Genomic DNA, 16,323 nt, shown 5'->3' with positions numbered 1-16,323 from the left:
TCATCGCCCCAGATACACCTCGACGACCCGCGGGTCGGCCGAGACCGCGTCGATCGAGCCCTCGGTCAGCACGGCGCCCTCGTGCAGGCAGGTGACCCGGCACCCCAGATCGCGGACGAAGTGCATGTCGTGCTCGACCACGAGGACGGCGTGCTCGCCGGCGATGCGCCGGAGCAGGCGGGCGGTCTCGGCGGTCTCGGCGTCGGTCATGCCGGCCACGGGCTCGTCGACCAGCAGCAGCTTCGGGTCCTGCGCGAGCAGCATGCCGATCTCCAGCCACTGCTTCTGGCCGTGGCTGAGATCGGCCGCCGGCCGGCCCCGGTGGGCGAGCAGGCCGACGGTCTCCAGAAGGGCGTCGATCCGCTCCCGCGCCACCCGGTTGCGCCAGCCGAACAGGGACGCGAAGGCCGCGCGCGGCCCTTTGAGGGCGAGCAGGATGTTGTCGGCGACCGTGTGGCTCTCGAACACCGTGGGCTTCTGGAACTTGCGGCCGATGCCGAGGTCGGCGATCGCCGGCTCGTCGCTCCTGAGCAGGTCGTGGCTGCCGTCGAACAGGGCGATGCCGCTGTCCGGCCGGGTCTTGCCGGTGATGCAGTCCATCATGGTGGTCTTGCCGGCGCCGTTCGGGCCGATGATCGCCCGCAGCTCGCCGCGGGCCAGCGTCAGCGACAGGCCGCGCAGGGCCTTGTAGCCGTCGAAGGTCACCCGCAGGTCGTCGAGGTAGAGGAGCGCGTCCGTCTCTCGCTTCCGGTTGGCGGGGCCGCGGGTGTCCGGGCGTTCGAGGAGGTCGGTGCTCATGCGCCCTGCCCTTGTTCGACGCGGTCCGGGGCGATGTCGGGCTCCGGCGGCAGCTTGGCGGCCGCACGCCGGGAGCCGAGGCGCTCGATCGCGGTGCCGACGAGGCCGCGCGGCAGGAACAGCGTCACGACCACGAACAGGGCGCCCAGCGCGAACAGCCACGCGTCGGGCATCGCCCCGGTGAGCACGGTCTTGGCGTAGTTGACCAGCACGGCGCCGAGCGCCGCGCCGACCAGCGTGCCGCGGCCGCCCACCGCCACCCAGATCACCGTCTCGATGGAGTTGGTGGGCGCGAACTCCCCCGGGTTGATGATGCCGACCTGCGGCACGTAGAGGGCGCCGGCGACGCCGGCCATCATGGCCGAGACCGTGAAGGCCAGCGTCTTGAAGTGCTCCGGCCGGTAGCCGAGGAAGCGGGTGCGGCTCTCGGCATCGCGCACGGCGATCAGGATCTTTCCGTACGCCGAGACCGTCATGACCCGGGCGATCAGGTAGCCCAGCGCCAGCGCGATCCCGGTGGCGACGAAGATGCCGACGCGAAAAGTCTGGGACTGAACCGGGAGTCCCAGAAAATCCTTGAAGTCGGTCAGCCCGTTGTTGCCGCCGAGGCCCATGTCGTTGCGGAAGAAGGCGAGCATCAGCGCGTAGGTCAGCGCCTGCGTGATGATCGACAGGTAGACGCCCGTGACCCGCGACCGGAAGGCGAGCCAGCCGAACAGGAAGGCGAGCAGGCCCGGCACCAGCAGGACCATCAGCGCCGCGAAGGCGAAGTGGTCGAAGCCGTACCAGTACCAGGGCAGCGCCTTGTAGTTCAGGAACACCATGAAGTCGGGCAGGACCGGGTTGCCGTAGACGCCCCGGGCGCCGATCTGGCGCATCAGGTACATGCCCATCGCGTAGCCGCCGAGCGCGAAGAACGCCCCGTGGCCGAGCGAGAGGATGCCGCAATAGCCCCAGACGAGGTCGAGGCTGACCGCGAGCAGCGCGTAGGCGAGGTACTTGCCGAACAGCGCCACGAGGTAGGTCGGCAGGTGCAGGCCGGAGCCCTCCGGCACCGCGAGGTTCAGCACCGGCACGGCGAGGCAGAAGGCGGCCAGGACGGCGAGGAAGATCCAGCCCTTCCGGTCGATGAGGGGGGTGCGGGACGGCATGGGGCTCACGATTCCACCGCCCGGCCCTTGAGCGCGAACAGGCCGCGCGGGCGCTTCTGGATGAACAGGATGATGAAGATCAGGAGGCCGATCTTGGCCAGCACCGCGCCGATATACGGCTCGGCGAGCTTGTTCACGACGCCGAGCGTCAGCGCCGCCACCAGCGTCCCCCAGAGGTTGCCGACGCCGCCGAACACCACCACGAGGAACGAGTCGATGATGTAGCCCTGGCCGAGGTTCGGCGAGACGTTGTCGATCTGCGAGAGGGCGACGCCCGCCATCCCCGCGATGCCGGAGCCGAGCCCGAAGGTCAGGGCGTCGACGTAGGGCGTGCGGATGCCCATCGCGGCGGCCATGCGGCGGTTCTGGGTGACCGCCCGGGTCTTCAGGCCGAACGACGTCCTCCGCAGCACGAACAGGAGGCCCAGGAACACCGCCAGCGCGAACACGATGATCCACATCCGGCCCCAGGTGATCGACAGGCCGTAGAGGTCGAAGGCGCCGCTCATGAAGGCGGGGGCGCCGACCTCGCGGTTGGTCGGTCCGAAGATCGTGCGCACGCCCTGCTGCAGCGCGAGGCTGACCCCGAAGGTGGCGAGCAGCGTCTCCAGGGGACGCCCGTACAGGAAGCGGATGATGAACCGCTCGATCAGCACGCCGACGAGGCCGGCGACCAGGAACGCGCACGGGATGCTGATCGCCAGCGACCAGCCGAACAGGGACGGCGCCTTGGTGCGGATCAGCTCCTGCACGAGATAGGTCGTGTAGGCGCCAAGCATGACCATCTCGCCGTGGGCCATGTTGATCACGCCCATCACCCCGAAGGTGATGGCGAGCCCGATGGCGGCGAGCAGCAGGACCGAGCCGAGCGAGATGCCGTACCAGACGTTCTGGAGGGCCCCGAGGATCGCGAGCCGCGTCTCGATCGCCGCGATGCCGCGGCCGGCGGCGGCCCGCACGGCCTCGTTCGGATCCGCCGCGAGACCGCGCAGGATGCCCATCGCGTCGCCATCGCCCCGGGCCTGGATGGCGGGAATCGCGGCCAGCCGGTCGGCGTCCGCGGTGCCGGGCCTGGCGAGCAGCACGGCGGCGCGGGCCTCGGTGAGCGCCTGCCGGACGCCTGCGTTGGTCTCGCGGGTCAGCGCCGCGTCGAGGGCCGGCAGCGCCGCCGCGTCCCGGGCCTTGAACACCGCGTCGGCGGCGGCGCGGCGCTTAGCCGGATCGGGGCTGGCGAGGTCGAGCTGGCCGCGGGCCGCCTCGATCGCCCGGCGGACCCGATTGTTGGCCCGCACGGGCCTGAGGTCGGGGCTGTCGGCGGCCGGGGCGCCGGTCCTCGCGTCCACGACGGCGCCGCCCTGCCGGATCAGCAGCGTCTTGTCCGGGCGCACCAGCAGGCGGCCGTCCGACAGGGCCGCGAGGATCGCGTCGGCGCGCGGGTCGCCGCTCGCCGCGAGGCCGGAGACGCCGGCCTCGATCTCGGCGTAGCCGTCCCCGGCGAGCTGGCCGTAGGGATCGGCGGTCTGCGCCAGCGCCGGGACGGCGAGGAGCAGGAGGAGGAGGCAGAGGAGACGGAGCATCGAGACTTTCGGCACGACGGCTGACTCTCCTCCCCCTTGCAGGGAGGAGCCGGAGGTGGGGGTGGTGCAGGATCGAGCGGGGCGGTGCCTTCTGCACCACCCTCACCCCTCCCCCTCCCCGCAGGCTTGAGCGGATCCCGGGCAGGCCCGGGATCGCCCGGGGAAGGGATGGAGACGCCTCAGGCGCCGCCGCAGGACTTGGTCTTGGTGTTGTAGTTGCCGCACTTGAGCTTGACCCAGTCGGCCTCGAGGTCCTTCGAGCCCTCGAGCTGCTTCGACCACGCCTCGCCGGGGATCAGGCCCTCGGTCTTCCACACCACGTCGAACTGGCCGTTCGCCTCGATCTCGCCGATGAAGACCGGCTTGGTGATGTGGTGGTTCGGCAGCATCGTCGCGGTGCCGCCGGTGAGGTTCTTCTGCTCGATGCCCGGCAGCGCGTCGATCACCTTGTCGGGGTCCGTGGTGCCGGCCTTCTCGACCGCCTTCACCCACATGTTGAAGCCGATGTAGCTGGCCTCCATCGGGTCGTTGGTGACGGCCTTGGGGTTCTTCTTGAACGCCTGCCACTTCTTGATGAACGCCTCGTTCTCCGGCGTCTTGATCGACTCGAAGTAGTTCCAGGCGGCGAGGTGCCCGACCAGCGGCTTGGCGTCGATGCCGGCGAGCTCCTCCTCGCCCACCGAGAAGGCGACGACCGGGATGTCGGTGGCCTTGATGCCCTGGTTGCCGAGCTCCTTGTAGAACGGCACGTTGGCGTCGCCGTTGATGGTCGAGACCACGGCGGTCTTCTTCCCGGCCGAGCCGAACGCCTTGATCTTCGACACCTCGGTCTGCCAGTCCGAGAAGCCGAACGGCGTGTAGTTGATCAGGATGTCCTCGTCCTTGACGCCCTTGGACTTCAGGTAGGCTTCGAGGATCTTGTTGGTGGTGCGCGGGTAGACGTAGTCGGTCCCCTCCAGCACCCAGCGCTTGGCGCCGCCGCCATCCTCCGACATCAGGTAGTCGACCGCCGGGATCGCCTGCTGGTTCGGGGCGGCGCCGGTGTAGAACACGTTGCGCTCGCTCTCCTCGCCCTCGTACTGGACGGGGTAGAACAGGATGTTGTCGAGTTCCTTGAACACCGGCAGCACGGACTTGCGCGACACGCTGGTCCAGCAGCCGAACACGGCCGCGACCTTGTCCTTGCTGATCAGCTCGCGGGCCTTCTCGGCGAAGAGCGGCCAGTTCGAGGCCGGGTCGACCACCACCGGCTCCAGCTTCTTGCCGAGCACGCCGCCCTTGGCGTTCTGCTCGGCGATGAGCATGAGCATCACGTCCTTCAGGGTGGTCTCCGAGATCGCCATCGTGCCCGACAGCGAGTGCAGGATGCCGACCTTGATGGTCTCCTGCGCCCGCGCGGCGCCCGCTCCCAGCGTGCCCATCGCCAGCCCGGCGGCCAGCGCGGCGGCCGAGGCCCAAGTTCCAAATGCCTTCATGGCGGTCCCCTGCGTCGTCTTCCTCGCGACGGGCCGACCTTCGCAAATCGTGTGCCAATTATTTAGGCATGCCGCGTCGGGAGGCTGTTCCGGGTCCGGCGGCGCCCAGAAGGGCGGCGTTTCGCCCGCCAGACCGGCAGCGCCGTGCCGCGTCCTGCGGCGTCCGCGAGCGGGCGGACCAAGCGATAGGCATCCGCGCCGGGACTTTCGCGCGCACGTTGATCGGACGCGGATCGATGCCACTTACCTCAGCCCCCGGCGCGCGGCGCCCGCGCGCCGGGGCGGGAGCGGGTCCGGACCTGAGCTGAAGGATGTCATGGCAGAGCGCTACTATTTCCGCCTGAGGAGCGACGGCGAGACGATCGAGGACGAGACGGGCGTCCTCGCCGCGACGGTCGCGCACGCGGAATCGGAAGCGCTGGTGCTGATCGAGGAGTTCCGGAAGGCCGGCGAGCTGCCGGACGCCGCGGCGGGCTGGCGGATGGAGATCCATGACGGGAACGGCACCGTCCTGCGCACGCTTCGGCTCTCCTGACACGCCGATCCGGCCCGCATGGCCCGGCGCGCCCTCCGCGGCCGATCTCGGGAGGCGGCGCCGGTCCGGTCGCGCCGAGGGCCGCATTCGGGCGCCGGCGCACCCCGGCGTCGAAGGTTCCTCGCGGATCGGCGCCGTCGGGATCCGGATCAGAGGCGTGGCGATCATTTGATGACCTCGCGGAGTAAGGATAAGCCGTCGCGCGTTCACGCAGAGGCGCCTCCGCGCGCGGGGCAGGACGTCCGGGAGATCCCTTGAACCCCTTCCTTCGCAAGCTGGCGCTGCGCGCGAACCTGGACGACGGCGACGTGGCCGCGCTGGGCGCGGCGACCAGCGATGTCGCGCAGGTCGAGGCGGGCCGCGACCTGGTCTCGGAAGGCGTGCGGCCCGACGCCGCCTACGTGATCCTCGACGGGTTCGCCTGCCGCTACAAGCTGGTGCCCGACGGGGGGCGCTCGATCCTCGCCTACCTCGTTCCCGGCGACGGCTGCGATCTGCACGCGTCGCTGCTCAACCGGGCGATCCACTCCGTGGCGACGCTGACGCCCTGCACCGTCGCCTCGGTCCCCTACCGGACGATCAAGGAACTCGCCGCCCTCCGGCCCAACATCTACCGCGCCCTGTGGTGGTCGGTCCTAGTCGACGAGGCCGTCCTGCAGGAATGGCTCGTCGGGGTGGGGCGCCGGTCCGCCGACAAGCAGGTCGCCCACATCATCTGCGAGCTCTTCGCGCGCCTGAACGCCGTCGGCCTCGGCCTGGAGCCCGAGTACCGCCTTCCGCTGGCGCAGTCCGAACTGGCCGACACGGCGGGGCTCTCGAACGTCCACCTCTCGCGCGTCCTCTCCGACCTGCGCAGGGCCGGGCTGATCGAGAGCGGGCGCAAGAGCGTGCGCGTGCCGAATCTCGAACGTCTGCGGGAGTTTTCCGGGTTCACGCCCGACTACCTGCTCCTGCCCGGCCCGAACCCGGCCGTGGAGGCGCTCGGCGCGCTGCCGCAGATGACCGGGCAGGTGCGGGCGGCGTCGAGCTCGTGAGCCTCACCGGCCGTCGCTCTCGCAGCCCGTCTCGGGATCCTCGGCCACGCGGCGCCCGACCTGGGCCGTGAGCGGCACGCGGATCGTGCAGCGCAGCCCGTCCGGCTCGTAGCGCAGGTCGACCGCCGCGCCGAGATCGTAGGCCAGCATCTCCGTCAGCACGTCCGTGCCGAAGCCGCGCCGGCCGGAGGGCACGACCCCGCGGCCGCCGGTCTCGGCCCAGTCGAGGCTGAGGACGGGCGGTCCGGCCTCCGTGTCCGCCACCCGCCACGCGGCGCGGATCCGGCCCTGGGGGAGCGCCAGGGACCCGTGCTCCACCGCGTTGCTGGTCAGTTCGTGCAGGGCCAGCGCGACGACCTGGGCGGCCTTGGGGCGGAGGCGCACCCGCGGGCCGGCGAGGCTGGCCTGCTCGCCCTCGCGGGCGAGGTGGAACATCAGCTCGTCCGAGATCAGCGTGTGCAGGTCGGCGTCGCCGAACGCGTCCGTGGCGGCCTGCACCCGCATGATCGCCCCGAACCGGCCGTCGAGATGCGCCACGTAGCTCTCGACATCGGCGGCACTGTCGGCGGACCGGTGCATGACGGTGCGCAACATCGCCATCGTGTTGCGCATCCCGTGACGCAGGCTGTCCGGGAGCCCCGCCCCGTCGAGCAGCCGGCGCAGGCGCGCGTTGTCGGCCTCCAGGAGTGCGAGACGCTCCGCCGGATCGCGAGGGTCTGTCATGCCGGGCCACTCCGGATGTCGTTCAACCTGGCTCAATCGCCTCGGGACCGGCAGGGTTCAGCGCGCGGCAGCGTGGTCGGCCTCGATGAGATGGAGATACGCGGTGTCGAAATGCGCGAGCCGCGCGAGCGCGGCCGGATCGTGGATCGTCAGGCGCCGGCTGCGCAGGGTGATCAGCCCCATGCCGCGCAGTTCCTGGAGCGTGCGGTTGATGTGCACGCTGGTCTGCCCCATCGCGTCGCCGAGATCGTTCTGCGTCATCGGCATCGCGCAGGTATTCCCGTCCGTCAGGCCGACGGCCGCGAGGCGCGCGTGCAACTCGCAGAACAGGTGGGCGAGGCGCTCGATCCCGGTTCGGCTGCCGAGGCTGACCGTCCACTCGCGCTGGATCGCCGCATTGGCCAGGGCCTCGCGGTGGAAGGCCATGTCGAGCCGCGGGCTGCGGGCGGTCAGATCCCGCATCGCGGGGCCGGAGATCTGGCCGAGGAGCACGGGCGTGATCGCGCCGATCGCGTGATCCATCTCGTCGAGGAGGAAGACGTGTGGGTCGCACGGGTCGCCCGGGAGCAGGAGCGAGACGATCTGGCGGCGCCCGTTGGCGAACTGCCGGTACCGGCAGGCCCAGCCCTCGAGGATCACGTTGATCGCGCGCGGATCGTCGCCCACGTGGATGATGTCGGTGCGGGCGGCGACCATGCGGCTCGGGCTCATGGCGTCGGCCAAGCACATCCGGTCGTCTTCGGAGAGCCGGACATAGCAATTTAGCTTGTGCGCGAGCGGGTTTGGCATGGCGGCGACTCCACGACGGCGTGGGGGCGCGAACCTACATTTTGTTTCAAGCCATGAATACTTATGCAGATTAGTTTATGCTACCGTAAGGTGTCTTTCCGCCCGCCGCGCCGGGCCGATCCGCCCGGATCCGGGCCCGTCACCGTCCCGGGGCGGCAAGATCTGGGTGGGGTGCGCGGACCCTCGGCAGGACTAGGGAAGTGATCCCGCGCCGGCGCGTCCCGGAAGGAGAATGTTCGCGCGCCGTATCGAAATTGAAAAGACTGTGCCTTTGACTTCGCGTGCGCCGCACAGCAGGATTTGACCGGCGGGAACATCGGAATGTTCGCCGGGGACGTGTCGTCGTCCTGTCTCTCGCCTTCTCTCAACGGGTGCCGCCGGTTCGCGCCGCAGCGGACGACCTATCGTGGACGGATCCTTGCCCATGCAGCCTGCGCTGCGCCTCGTCCGCCCCGTTCTGGACGGGCGGACCCCCATCCCCCGCCCCGCCGCTCGCCCGGCGGCAGGGCCCGGCGGCAGCCCGCACCGGGATGGGGCGGACGCGATCCTGTCGGTCGAGGGACTGTCCCTCGCCTTCGGCGGCACGGTGGCCTTCGCGGAGATCGACCTCGCTGTCGGGGCCGGCGAGATCCACGCCGTGATCGGGCCGAACGGCGCCGGGAAATCCTCGCTCATCAACGCGATCACCGGCCTCTACGCGCCGCGGGCCGGGCGGGTGCGGCTCGGCGCGGAGACCTTCGCCCGAGTGCCGGCCGGACGGCTCGCCGCGCTGGGCGTCGCCCGGACCTTCCAGAACCTCGCCCTGTTCGCGGGCCTGAGCGTGCGCGACAACGTCCTCGCGGGGCTCTCGGCCGCGCGGCGCGCCGGGCTCGGGGCCCAGATCCTGGGTCTGCCCTCCGCCCGGCGGGAGGCGCGCGCGCACCGCGCCGCCGCCGAGGCGGTGATCGGGCGCCTGGGCCTCGGGGCAGTGGCCGACCGCCCGGCCGGCAGCCTCCCCTACGGACTCCAGAAGCGGGTCGAGCTCGGCCGAGCCCTGGTGGCCGAGCCGCGACTCCTGCTCCTCGACGAGCCGATGGCCGGCATGACGGCGACCGAGAAGGCCGAGATGACCGGCTCCATCCGTGCGGCGCGGGAGCGGTCCGGGGCCGCGATCGTGCTGATCGAGCACGATATCGGCGTCGTCATGCGCCTCTCCGACCGGGTGACCGTGCTCGACCACGGCCGCCGGATCGCCACCGGCACGCCGGCGGAGGTTCGGGCGGACCCGGCTGTCATCGCGGCCTATCTGGGGCTCGCGGACGGGGATGCGGATGGAGATGCGGACGCGGATATCGACGCGGACGCGGCCGCCGCATGAGCCCGGACCTCGCCTTCCTGATCGAGGTCGTGGTCGGCGGCCTCCTCTCGGGCGTCATGTACGCCCTCGTGGCGATCGGCTTCGTGCTGATCTACAAGACCTCGGGCGTGCTCAACTTCGCGCAGGGCGCGATGGTGCTGCTCGCCGCCCTCACCTTCGTGAGCCTGACCGAGCGCGGGCTGCCCTTCCCGGCGGCCCTGGCGGCGACGCTCGCCGCGATGGTGGTGGTCGGCCTCGCGGTGGAGCGGGCGGTGCTGCGGCCGCTGGTCAACCAGCCGCCGATCACCTTGTTCATGGCGACGCTGGGCGTCGCCTACGTGATCGAGGGCGCGGCCCAGCTCGCCTGGGGCACCCAGGTCCACGGGCTGGACCTCGGCATCGACGACACGCCGATCGACCTCGGCGGCGTGCTGGTCAGCCGGTTCGACCTGTTCGCCGCCGCGGTCGCGGGCCTGATGGTGGCGCTCCTCTCCGCCTTCTTCCGCTACACCCGTACCGGCCTCGCCTTCCGGGCGGTGGCGGACGATCCGCTCGCCGCCCTCAACACCGGCCTGCGCCTGCCCCGGATCTGGTCGGCGGTCTGGATCGCCGCCGGGATCGTCGCCCTGGTGGCGGGGCTGCTCTGGGGCGCGCGGCTCGGCGTGCAGTTCTCCCTGTCGCTGGTGGTGCTGAAGGCCCTGCCGGTCCTCGTGCTCGGCGGCTTCGACTCCATCGCCGGGGCGATCGTGGCCGGGCTGATCGTCGGCGCGGCGGAGAAGCTGTCCGAAGTCTATCTCGGGCCGGTCATCGGCGGCGGGATCGAGGGCTGGATCGCCTACGTGGCGGCCCTGGGCTTCCTGCTGGTCCGGCCGTCGGGCCTGTTCGGCCTGCGCGCCGTCGAGCGGGTCTGAGGACACCATGGACGCCCTCCCCCTCGCCGCACCGCGCGCCCGCCTGTCCGCCCGCACCCTCGGTCTCGGTGCCCTGCTGGTCCTGGCCTACGGGATCGTGCCGCTCACCGGCACGAGCTACGTGTTCGAGGCGCTGCTGACGCCGTTCCTGGCCCTGGCGCTGGCCGGCCTCGGGCTCAACCTGCTCACCGGCTATGCCGGGCTGCTCTCCCTGGGCTCGGCCGCCTTCATGGCGGTCGGAGCCTACGCGGCCTTCAACCTGTCGCTGCGCCTGCCCGGCCTGCCCCTGCCGGTGTCGCTCCTGCTCGCCGGCCTCGTGGCGGCGCTCGCCGGGCTGGTGGCGGGGCTGCCGGCCCTGCGGCTGCGCGGCTTCTACCTCGCGGTCTCGACGCTCGCCGCGCAGTTCTTCGTCGCCTGGGCGCTGAACCGGATCGGCTGGATCTCCGACGACAGCCCCTCGGGCGTCATCACCGCCCCCCGGCTGGTGGTGGCCGGCCTGTCCTTCGACGATCCGCGCGGGCGCTACCTGTTCTCGCTGAGCGTGGTCACGCTGCTGACCGTCCTGGCGTGGCGCCTCGTGGCCTCCCCCACGGGCCGCGACCTCGTGGCGATCCGCGACAACGAGACCGCCGCCCGCCTCGTCGGCGTGAAGGTCGCCCGGACCAAGCTCCTGGCCTTCGCGGTCTCGTCCTTCGTGATCGGGATCGCCGGGGCGCTGTGGGCCTTCGCGTATCTGCGCACCGTCGAGCCGGCGGGGTTCAACCTCGACCGCTCCTTCCAGATCCTCTTCATCGTCATCATCGGCGGCCTGGGCACCCTGCGCGGCGCCTTCCTGGGCGCGGGCTTCATCGTGGTGCTGCCCCTGCTCCTCGCGCGCCTCGGCGCGGCGCTCCTGGGCGACGGGTTCGATTCCGGCACCCTGGAGATGGTCCAGCGCATCGTGCTCGGCGCCCTGATCGTCGCCGTGCTGATCCGCGAGCCCGCCGGCCTCGCCGCCCTCCTCGACCGGGCGGGCCGCCGCCTCGGCCGCCGCGCCGCCTGATCCCCCTTCCCGTCTGACCAACCCCAGGACGACCATGCCCCTGACGACCCGCCTCCGCGCCGCGCTCCTCGCCGGCACCGTCGTGCTCGCCGGCGCGGCCCCCCGGGCCGGACGGGCCGACGAGCAGTATTTCCCGCTCCAGAGCTACCGGGTCGGCCCCTACGCGGCCGGCGGGACCGGCTTCTTCGGCGGCTTCATCGACTATCTCAACCTGATCAACGCCCGGGACGGCGGGGTGAACGGCGTCAAGCTCACTTGGAGCGAGGGCGAGACCCAGTACGAGGTCGAGCGCGGCGTCGAGGTCTACGAGCGGCTCAAGTCCCGGCCCGGCATCGCTGCCTGGAACCCGCTCTCGGTGGGCATCGCCTACGCGATGATCGACCGCATCACCGCCGACAAGGTGCCGCTGATCACGATCAACCACGGCCGCACCGATTCCACCGACGGGCGCGTCTTCCCCTACGTGTTCCCGCTGCTGCTCAACCCCTACAGCGAGACGAGCGGCATCATCCAGTATCTCGGCACCCGCGCGGGCGGCCTCGACAAGCTGAGGGGCAAGACCGTCGCGGTGCTCTATCACGGCTCGCCCTACGGCAAGGAGACGATCCCGATCTACGCGCAGCTCGCCGCGCGCTACGGCTTCACCGTCGCGCAGATCGAGGTGCCCCATCCCGGCAACGAGCAGCAGTCGCAGTGGCTCACGATCCGGCGCCTGCGGCCCGACTTCGTGGTGCTGCGCGGCTGGGGCGTGATGAATCCGGTGGCCCTCAAGACCGCCCAGAAGACCGGCTTCCCGGCCGACCGGATCGTCGGCAATGTCTGGTCGAACTCGGAGGAGGACGTCATCCCGGCGGGCGACGCCGCCAAGGGCTACGTCGCCATCACGACCCAGGCCTCGGGCACGGCCTACCCGGTGATCCAGGAGGTCGTCGGCAAGGTCTACGGGGCCGGCAACGGCAACCTCGCCGACCGGAGACGCATCGGCAGCGTCTACCACAATCTCGGGGTGCTGAACGGCATCCTCAACGTCGAGGCGGTGCGGATCGCGCAAGGCAAGTTCGGCCAGCGCACGCTCACCGGCGACGAGGTGCGCTGGGGCTTCGAGCACCTGCGCCTCGACGAGGCCCGGGTGGCGGCGCTCGGCGCCAAGGGCCTGTTCCACTCGATCAACGTCACCTGCGCCAACCACGAGGGCGAGGGCCGCGTCACCTTCCAGCAATGGGACGGGGCGAAGTGGACCGTGGTGTCCGACTGGATCGCCCCCGACTGGGCGAGCCTGCGCCCGATCATCGAGGCGTCCGCGACCGCCTACGCCAAGGAGCACGGCATCACCCCGCGCGACTGCGCGGCGGAGGAGGCCGCGGACGCGGGCGGCAAGCACGCCGCCGCGGCGGCCCGGTGAGCGCCCGGTGAGCGCCCGATGAGCGCCGCGCCGACCCTCCTGCAGGTCGAGGCCCTGGAGGTCGTCTACGGCGGGGCGGTGCACGCCCTGCACGGCGTCGACCTCGCGGTCCGGGCGGGGGAGATCGTCGCCCTGGTCGGCGCCAACGGCGCCGGCAAGACGACCCTGCTGCGGGCGGTGTCGAACCTGCTGCCGGCCCTGCGCGGCCGGGTCACGGCCGGGCGCCTCGCCTATGACGGGCGCGACGCGACGCGGACCCGGACCGACGCCCTCGTCCGCGCCGGACTCGTGGGCGTGCTGGAGGGGCGCCACTGCTTCCGGGGCCTGAGCGTCCAGGAGAACCTCGTCGCGGGCGGCCTCGGGCGCGGCTCGGGCCGCGGCGGCCTGCGCGCCGATCTGGAGCGGGTCTACGGCCTGTTCCCGCGGCTCGCCGCGAAGCGGGGCGTCGCCGCCGGCCTGCTCTCGGGCGGCGAGCAGCAGATGGCGGCGATCGGTCGGGCGCTGATGGGGCGGCCGCGGCTGCTCGTCCTCGACGAGCCGTCCATGGGACTCGCCCCCCGCGTGGTGGAGGAGATCTACCGGGTGCTCGCCGGCCTGAACCGCGCCGAGGGTCTGACCCTGCTGGTGGCCGAGCAGAATCTCCGCCTCGCCCTGCGCCACGCCCACCACGCCGTCGTGCTGGAGAACGGCCGCAGCGCGCTCGCCGGCACCGCCGCGTCCCTGCGGGGGCGGGACGACGTCCGGTCCCTGTATCTCGGCGGCGCCGATGAGCCCGACGCGGCGCTGCCGGAGACGCGCCGCCGCGCGCCCGCCTGACGGCGCCGGCCCGCGTCAGGACTTCCGGTCGGCGCGGCGCAGGGACCAGAGCAGGGTGCCGTGGGCGTCGACCAGCCACAGGGCGTTCACCGCGTCGTCCTCGATCGTCAGCGAGCGGCCGTTGGCGAGGCGGACCGCCTCCTTCGCGTCCGCGGCCGTGAGCACCTCGTCGACGCGGGGCGCGCCGATCTCGCCATCCTCGCCGCGGACCGCCCCGCGCAGGCGATAATCCGGCATCCGTCGAACCCCCGTCTCCCCGCGGCCGGCGCCCGTCCGGGGCGTGCCGCGGGTGCGAAGATAGGCGCCGGCGCGGCGTGTCGAGGGTCGGCGGCGTCGCTACGGTCCGGCGCGGCTCGCCAGGATCTGCTGCGGCTCCGCGAGGAACAGCGCCCGCAGCGCGGCAGCCGACGCGCGGGGCGGCAGGTCGAGGGCGTGCCGCGTCGCGGCGATCCGGGCGGCGCAATCGCCCGACGGGAAAGCCGCTTCGGCCGTCGACCGCGCGGCGCCCGGGCCCGTGGCGGGCGGGTCCGCCCAGACCGCTCCGTCCGGCCGCGCGGCCCGTGCCCGGGCGAGGAGCGGGGCGAGCCCGTGGGACGCGGGCTGCTCGGCCCGCAGGCGCGCGTCGAGCGCCACGAGGTCGCCGGCCGCGAGGAGGCCGCAGGCCGCCGCGTCCCCCCGCTCCAGCGTCGCCAGGATCCGCTGGCCCAGGGCGCGGACGACGCCGTCATCGGCCGCCCGGAAGCGCCGCTGCAGGTAGCCGGCGGCCATCCGCCTCAGGCCCGCGGCGGCCTCCGCCTCGGGCCGGCCGGCGGCGTAGCCGTCCCGGTACCACCGGGTGATCGGGGCGAGCCCCGCCGCCTCGGCCCGGCGCAGGATCGGCAGGCTCCGCAGGATCACGGCCCGCGCCCCGGCCGCGCTCGGATCCGCGTCCAGGGTCGAGTCGGGGAAGCGGTCCGTTCCGACGACCTCGGTGACGATGCCGGCCGCGCGCAGCTCGCCGTCCGTCGGGATCCAGATCCCGGCCGGGGGCACCGCCAGCGCCCGCGTCACGAAGGCCGCCGGCAGGCCAGCGGCCCGGTAGGCCGCCCGCTCCGGCGCGGAATCCACCGGGCGCATCCGCCCCCGCGCCCCGATCTCGTAGGGCGCGTGGAAGCCGAGCCGCGCGCCGGTCGCGAGGTAGCGCGTCCGGCCGCGGACGAAGATCAGCGTGCAGGCCGAGGCGCAGGCGTCGGGGACGTAGGTGGCGAGCCCCCGCGCCGCCACGAGCGCCCCGATCGCCGCCCCCTCCTCCACGAGGCCGCCGTCGCTCGTGAGATGGATGCGCGCGATCCGCGGGTGCGCGGCGAGGATGGCGGCGGCCCGCGCGGCGACGCCCGCCGTGAGATCGCCCGCGAGCCGCAGGTCCCGGCCGCCCGGCCCGACCGTGAGCCGGGCCGGGACGTCCGGTCCGCCGGCCGCGGTGGCGGCCGCGGCGCGGCCCTTCGGCGTGTGTCCGGCCGCGGCCGGGCCGGCGGCACCGAGCGCCAGGGTGAGCGCGCAGGCAGCCGTCCCCGTCCGGCGCCTCCACCCGCGGGGGAAGACCGACATGACAGGTTTCCATCGTTCGTGGTCGGAGAGGCCGGCGCGGCCGGCAGCGGCGCGCCTACTGGAGGTAGGCGACGAACATCTCGGACACGGCCCGGGACGCGTAGGCTTCCGGGCTCTCGCCCCAGCGGATCGGGAAAGCCTCCGCCACCCGGCGACCGGCGAGGATGCGGGCGACCTCGTCGGGCATCAGGCCGTCGTCGAGGGCGCTCGCGAGGGCGGCGCGTTCGTGGGAGGGATGGGAGCGGATGCTCCGGGACAGGGCTCGGCCGAGGGCGGCCGGTTCGGGGCTCAGGTCGGGACGGGTGTTCCGGGTCGTGTCATAGGTCAGCATCGATGGTCGCCTCTCGTGTCTGATGTCGTGCGCTCTCCTCCTCCTGGACGCGGCAACACGGCAGACACGGCGCAATCATCCGGGCGATCCGTTCCTTGCTGGCGATCACGGCAAACCTCCGTTCGGCTCCGCTTCGACTGCGTGTCGGCGGGGCCACGACTGGGCCACGACTGGGACACGACTGCGCGTCGACACCGTCAATGTAGGGGGCGGTCCCGAGAATGTGCTGCCAAATTGGCGAGGACTTGCAGCGCAGGTTGTTCGTCGAAGCCGCGTCGCGGAGCAGAAGCACGGGGCCGGCGGGCGCGCGCCGGCGTCGCGGCCGCGATCGACGGCCCGTGCCGGCCGGGGTCTGGCCGCGCCCGGAGCATGCCGGAGACCGGGCTTGCCAAAGACGGGGCGATGCTTAAATATCGTTCTGTGACAGATGCTTAGCGAAGACGATGCTCCGGTTTCGGGCCCGCGCGGCCGAAACCTTCTCCGGCAAGCCGGGGTGTCCGGAAAAGGCTTCTCGCCGGCGGCGCAGGCCCCGGCACAGGCGCCCCCGGCGGCAGAATCAGCCCGCCACAGACGGCCGATCCAAGGGGAACGACACCATGGCCTCAGGGACGATGATGCAGGGCGACGCGGTCGTGCTCGCGCGCCCCGACCTCGCCGAGATCCTGGGAATCTGGCGGCACGCCCGGGGCCGGGTGGTGGGCGTCCACCGCGCGGGCGACGCCCCGGCGATTGTGGACGTGACGTTCCAGGGGCACGGCACCCTGGAGCGCTACCTGCCCGACCTGTTCCGCCCCGTGCCGTGATCGGCGGCGACCG

The 16,323-nt window shown here is 72.4% G+C and carries 17 protein-coding genes; 8 read left to right on the top strand and 9 right to left on the bottom strand.

Annotated elements, in window-relative coordinates; all coding sequences use genetic code 11:
* From urtD to urtA, 4 genes are all read right to left on the bottom strand, one after another.
* Positions 1 to 798 (bottom strand): urea ABC transporter ATP-binding protein UrtD, encoded by a 798-nt coding sequence (gene urtD, locus BKE41_RS08370; RefSeq protein WP_070999062.1) that lies wholly within the window; start codon positions 796 to 798, stop codon positions 1 to 3.
* Positions 795 to 1,949: an urea ABC transporter permease subunit UrtC gene (gene urtC / locus BKE41_RS08365; RefSeq protein WP_012318429.1), complete on the bottom strand. Its 1,155-nt coding sequence runs from the start codon at positions 1,947 to 1,949 to the stop codon at positions 795 to 797. The genes urtD and urtC overlap by 4 nt, the downstream gene beginning before the upstream one ends.
* 5 nt (positions 1,950 to 1,954) lie before the next feature.
* Positions 1,955 to 3,526, bottom strand: a complete 1,572-nt coding sequence (gene urtB / locus BKE41_RS08360; protein WP_070999060.1) for an urea ABC transporter permease subunit UrtB — start codon at positions 3,524 to 3,526, stop codon at positions 1,955 to 1,957.
* Positions 3,527 to 3,705: 179 nt separating this feature from the next.
* Complete coding sequence (gene urtA, locus BKE41_RS08355; protein ID WP_012318427.1) at positions 3,706 to 5,001, bottom strand: urea ABC transporter substrate-binding protein; 1,296 nt, start codon at positions 4,999 to 5,001, stop codon at positions 3,706 to 3,708.
* 316 nt (positions 5,002 to 5,317) lie between these two features.
* Here urtA and BKE41_RS08350 point away from each other — a divergent pair, with 316 nt between their 5' ends.
* On the top strand, positions 5,318 to 5,536 hold the full coding sequence (locus BKE41_RS08350; RefSeq protein WP_012318426.1) for a hypothetical protein: 219 nt from the start codon (positions 5,318 to 5,320) through the stop codon (positions 5,534 to 5,536).
* 254 nt (positions 5,537 to 5,790) lie between these two features.
* Complete coding sequence (locus BKE41_RS08345; RefSeq protein WP_043073482.1) at positions 5,791 to 6,570, top strand: Crp/Fnr family transcriptional regulator; 780 nt, start codon at positions 5,791 to 5,793, stop codon at positions 6,568 to 6,570.
* A gap of 3 nt (positions 6,571 to 6,573) precedes the next feature.
* Here BKE41_RS08345 and BKE41_RS08340 read toward each other — a convergent pair whose 3' ends face one another.
* Complete coding sequence (locus tag BKE41_RS08340; protein WP_012318424.1) at positions 6,574 to 7,293, bottom strand: HWE histidine kinase domain-containing protein; 720 nt, start codon at positions 7,291 to 7,293, stop codon at positions 6,574 to 6,576.
* A gap of 57 nt (positions 7,294 to 7,350) precedes the next feature.
* Complete coding sequence (locus tag BKE41_RS08335) at positions 7,351 to 8,082, bottom strand: Crp/Fnr family transcriptional regulator (protein WP_012318423.1); 732 nt, start codon at positions 8,080 to 8,082, stop codon at positions 7,351 to 7,353.
* A gap of 424 nt (positions 8,083 to 8,506) precedes the next feature.
* Here BKE41_RS08335 and BKE41_RS08330 point away from each other — a divergent pair, with 424 nt between their 5' ends.
* Genes BKE41_RS08330 through BKE41_RS08310 form a run of 5 tightly spaced genes read left to right on the top strand, consistent with a single transcriptional unit; the run spans position 8,507 to position 13,589 of the window.
* A complete protein-coding gene (locus BKE41_RS08330) occupies positions 8,507 to 9,439 on the top strand; it encodes an ABC transporter ATP-binding protein (protein ID WP_012318422.1) in 933 nt (310 codons plus the stop codon).
* Positions 9,436 to 10,329: a branched-chain amino acid ABC transporter permease gene (locus tag BKE41_RS08325; protein ID WP_012318421.1), complete on the top strand. Its 894-nt coding sequence runs from the start codon at positions 9,436 to 9,438 to the stop codon at positions 10,327 to 10,329. Before BKE41_RS08330 ends, BKE41_RS08325 begins: the two co-directional genes overlap by 4 nt.
* A 7-nt stretch (positions 10,330 to 10,336) precedes the next feature.
* The gene (locus tag BKE41_RS08320) at positions 10,337 to 11,371 is read left to right on the top strand and encodes a branched-chain amino acid ABC transporter permease (protein ID WP_024830541.1); all 1,035 of its coding nucleotides are present in this window, start codon (positions 10,337 to 10,339) and stop codon (positions 11,369 to 11,371) included.
* Positions 11,372 to 11,405: 34 nt separating this feature from the next.
* Positions 11,406 to 12,773, top strand: a complete 1,368-nt coding sequence (locus BKE41_RS08315; RefSeq protein WP_012318419.1) for an ABC transporter substrate-binding protein — start codon at positions 11,406 to 11,408, stop codon at positions 12,771 to 12,773.
* 18 nt (positions 12,774 to 12,791) lie between these two features.
* Positions 12,792 to 13,589, top strand: coding sequence for an ABC transporter ATP-binding protein (locus BKE41_RS08310; RefSeq protein ID WP_024830542.1), 798 nt, complete (start codon positions 12,792 to 12,794; stop codon positions 13,587 to 13,589).
* Positions 13,590 to 13,604: 15 nt separating this feature from the next.
* Here the strand turns inward: BKE41_RS08310 and BKE41_RS08305 are convergent, their stop codons facing one another.
* The 3 genes from BKE41_RS08305 to BKE41_RS08295 all read right to left on the bottom strand — a co-directional run bounded on the left by BKE41_RS08305 (position 13,605) and on the right by BKE41_RS08295 (position 15,507).
* On the bottom strand, positions 13,605 to 13,826 hold the full coding sequence (locus BKE41_RS08305) for a hypothetical protein (protein WP_070999058.1): 222 nt from the start codon (positions 13,824 to 13,826) through the stop codon (positions 13,605 to 13,607).
* A gap of 99 nt (positions 13,827 to 13,925) precedes the next feature.
* On the bottom strand, positions 13,926 to 15,176 hold the full coding sequence (locus BKE41_RS08300) for a hypothetical protein (RefSeq protein WP_070999057.1): 1,251 nt from the start codon (positions 15,174 to 15,176) through the stop codon (positions 13,926 to 13,928).
* Positions 15,177 to 15,231: 55 nt separating this feature from the next.
* The gene (locus tag BKE41_RS08295) at positions 15,232 to 15,507 is read right to left on the bottom strand and encodes a hypothetical protein (protein WP_012318415.1); all 276 of its coding nucleotides are present in this window, start codon (positions 15,505 to 15,507) and stop codon (positions 15,232 to 15,234) included.
* A 596-nt stretch (positions 15,508 to 16,103) separates the two neighbouring features.
* Here BKE41_RS08295 and BKE41_RS08290 point away from each other — a divergent pair.
* Complete coding sequence (locus tag BKE41_RS08290; protein WP_024830546.1) at positions 16,104 to 16,310, top strand: hypothetical protein; 207 nt, start codon at positions 16,104 to 16,106, stop codon at positions 16,308 to 16,310.
* The last annotated feature ends 13 nt before the right edge of the window (positions 16,311 to 16,323 follow it).

Origin of the sequence: Methylobacterium sp. C1 (assembly GCF_001854385.1) — a bacterium.
Classification (GTDB): domain Bacteria; phylum Pseudomonadota; class Alphaproteobacteria; order Rhizobiales; family Beijerinckiaceae; genus Methylobacterium; species Methylobacterium radiotolerans.
Note: the sequence above shows the minus strand (reverse complement) of the source record. Positions and strands in the feature narration are given on the sequence as shown.

What these genes read in the sequence shown, in the direction of transcription:
- BKE41_RS08305 (WP_070999058.1), bottom strand. Translation starts at nt 13,826, where the DNA reads ATGCCGGATTATCGCCTGCGCGGGGCGGTCCGCGGCGAGGATGGCGAG.
- urtB (WP_070999060.1), bottom strand. Translation starts at nt 3,526, where the DNA reads ATGCTCCGTCTCCTCTGCCTCCTCCTCCTGCTCCTCGCCGTCCCGGCG.
- BKE41_RS08295 (WP_012318415.1), bottom strand. Translation starts at nt 15,507, where the DNA reads ATGCTGACCTATGACACGACCCGGAACACCCGTCCCGACCTGAGCCCC.
- BKE41_RS08310 (WP_024830542.1), top strand. Translation starts at nt 12,792, where the DNA reads ATGAGCGCCGCGCCGACCCTCCTGCAGGTCGAGGCCCTGGAGGTCGTC.
- urtA (WP_012318427.1), bottom strand. Translation starts at nt 5,001, where the DNA reads ATGAAGGCATTTGGAACTTGGGCCTCGGCCGCCGCGCTGGCCGCCGGG.
- BKE41_RS08290 (WP_024830546.1), top strand. Translation starts at nt 16,104, where the DNA reads ATGGCCTCAGGGACGATGATGCAGGGCGACGCGGTCGTGCTCGCGCGC.
- BKE41_RS08315 (WP_012318419.1), top strand. Translation starts at nt 11,406, where the DNA reads ATGCCCCTGACGACCCGCCTCCGCGCCGCGCTCCTCGCCGGCACCGTC.
- BKE41_RS08300 (WP_070999057.1), bottom strand. Translation starts at nt 15,176, where the DNA reads ATGTCGGTCTTCCCCCGCGGGTGGAGGCGCCGGACGGGGACGGCTGCC.
- BKE41_RS08350 (WP_012318426.1), top strand. Translation starts at nt 5,318, where the DNA reads ATGGCAGAGCGCTACTATTTCCGCCTGAGGAGCGACGGCGAGACGATC.
- urtC (WP_012318429.1), bottom strand. Translation starts at nt 1,949, where the DNA reads ATGCCGTCCCGCACCCCCCTCATCGACCGGAAGGGCTGGATCTTCCTC.
- BKE41_RS08340 (WP_012318424.1), bottom strand. Translation starts at nt 7,293, where the DNA reads ATGACAGACCCTCGCGATCCGGCGGAGCGTCTCGCACTCCTGGAGGCC.
- BKE41_RS08320 (WP_024830541.1), top strand. Translation starts at nt 10,337, where the DNA reads ATGGACGCCCTCCCCCTCGCCGCACCGCGCGCCCGCCTGTCCGCCCGC.
- BKE41_RS08330 (WP_012318422.1), top strand. Translation starts at nt 8,507, where the DNA reads ATGCAGCCTGCGCTGCGCCTCGTCCGCCCCGTTCTGGACGGGCGGACC.
- urtD (WP_070999062.1), bottom strand. Translation starts at nt 798, where the DNA reads ATGAGCACCGACCTCCTCGAACGCCCGGACACCCGCGGCCCCGCCAAC.
- BKE41_RS08325 (WP_012318421.1), top strand. Translation starts at nt 9,436, where the DNA reads ATGAGCCCGGACCTCGCCTTCCTGATCGAGGTCGTGGTCGGCGGCCTC.
- BKE41_RS08335 (WP_012318423.1), bottom strand. Translation starts at nt 8,082, where the DNA reads ATGCCAAACCCGCTCGCGCACAAGCTAAATTGCTATGTCCGGCTCTCC.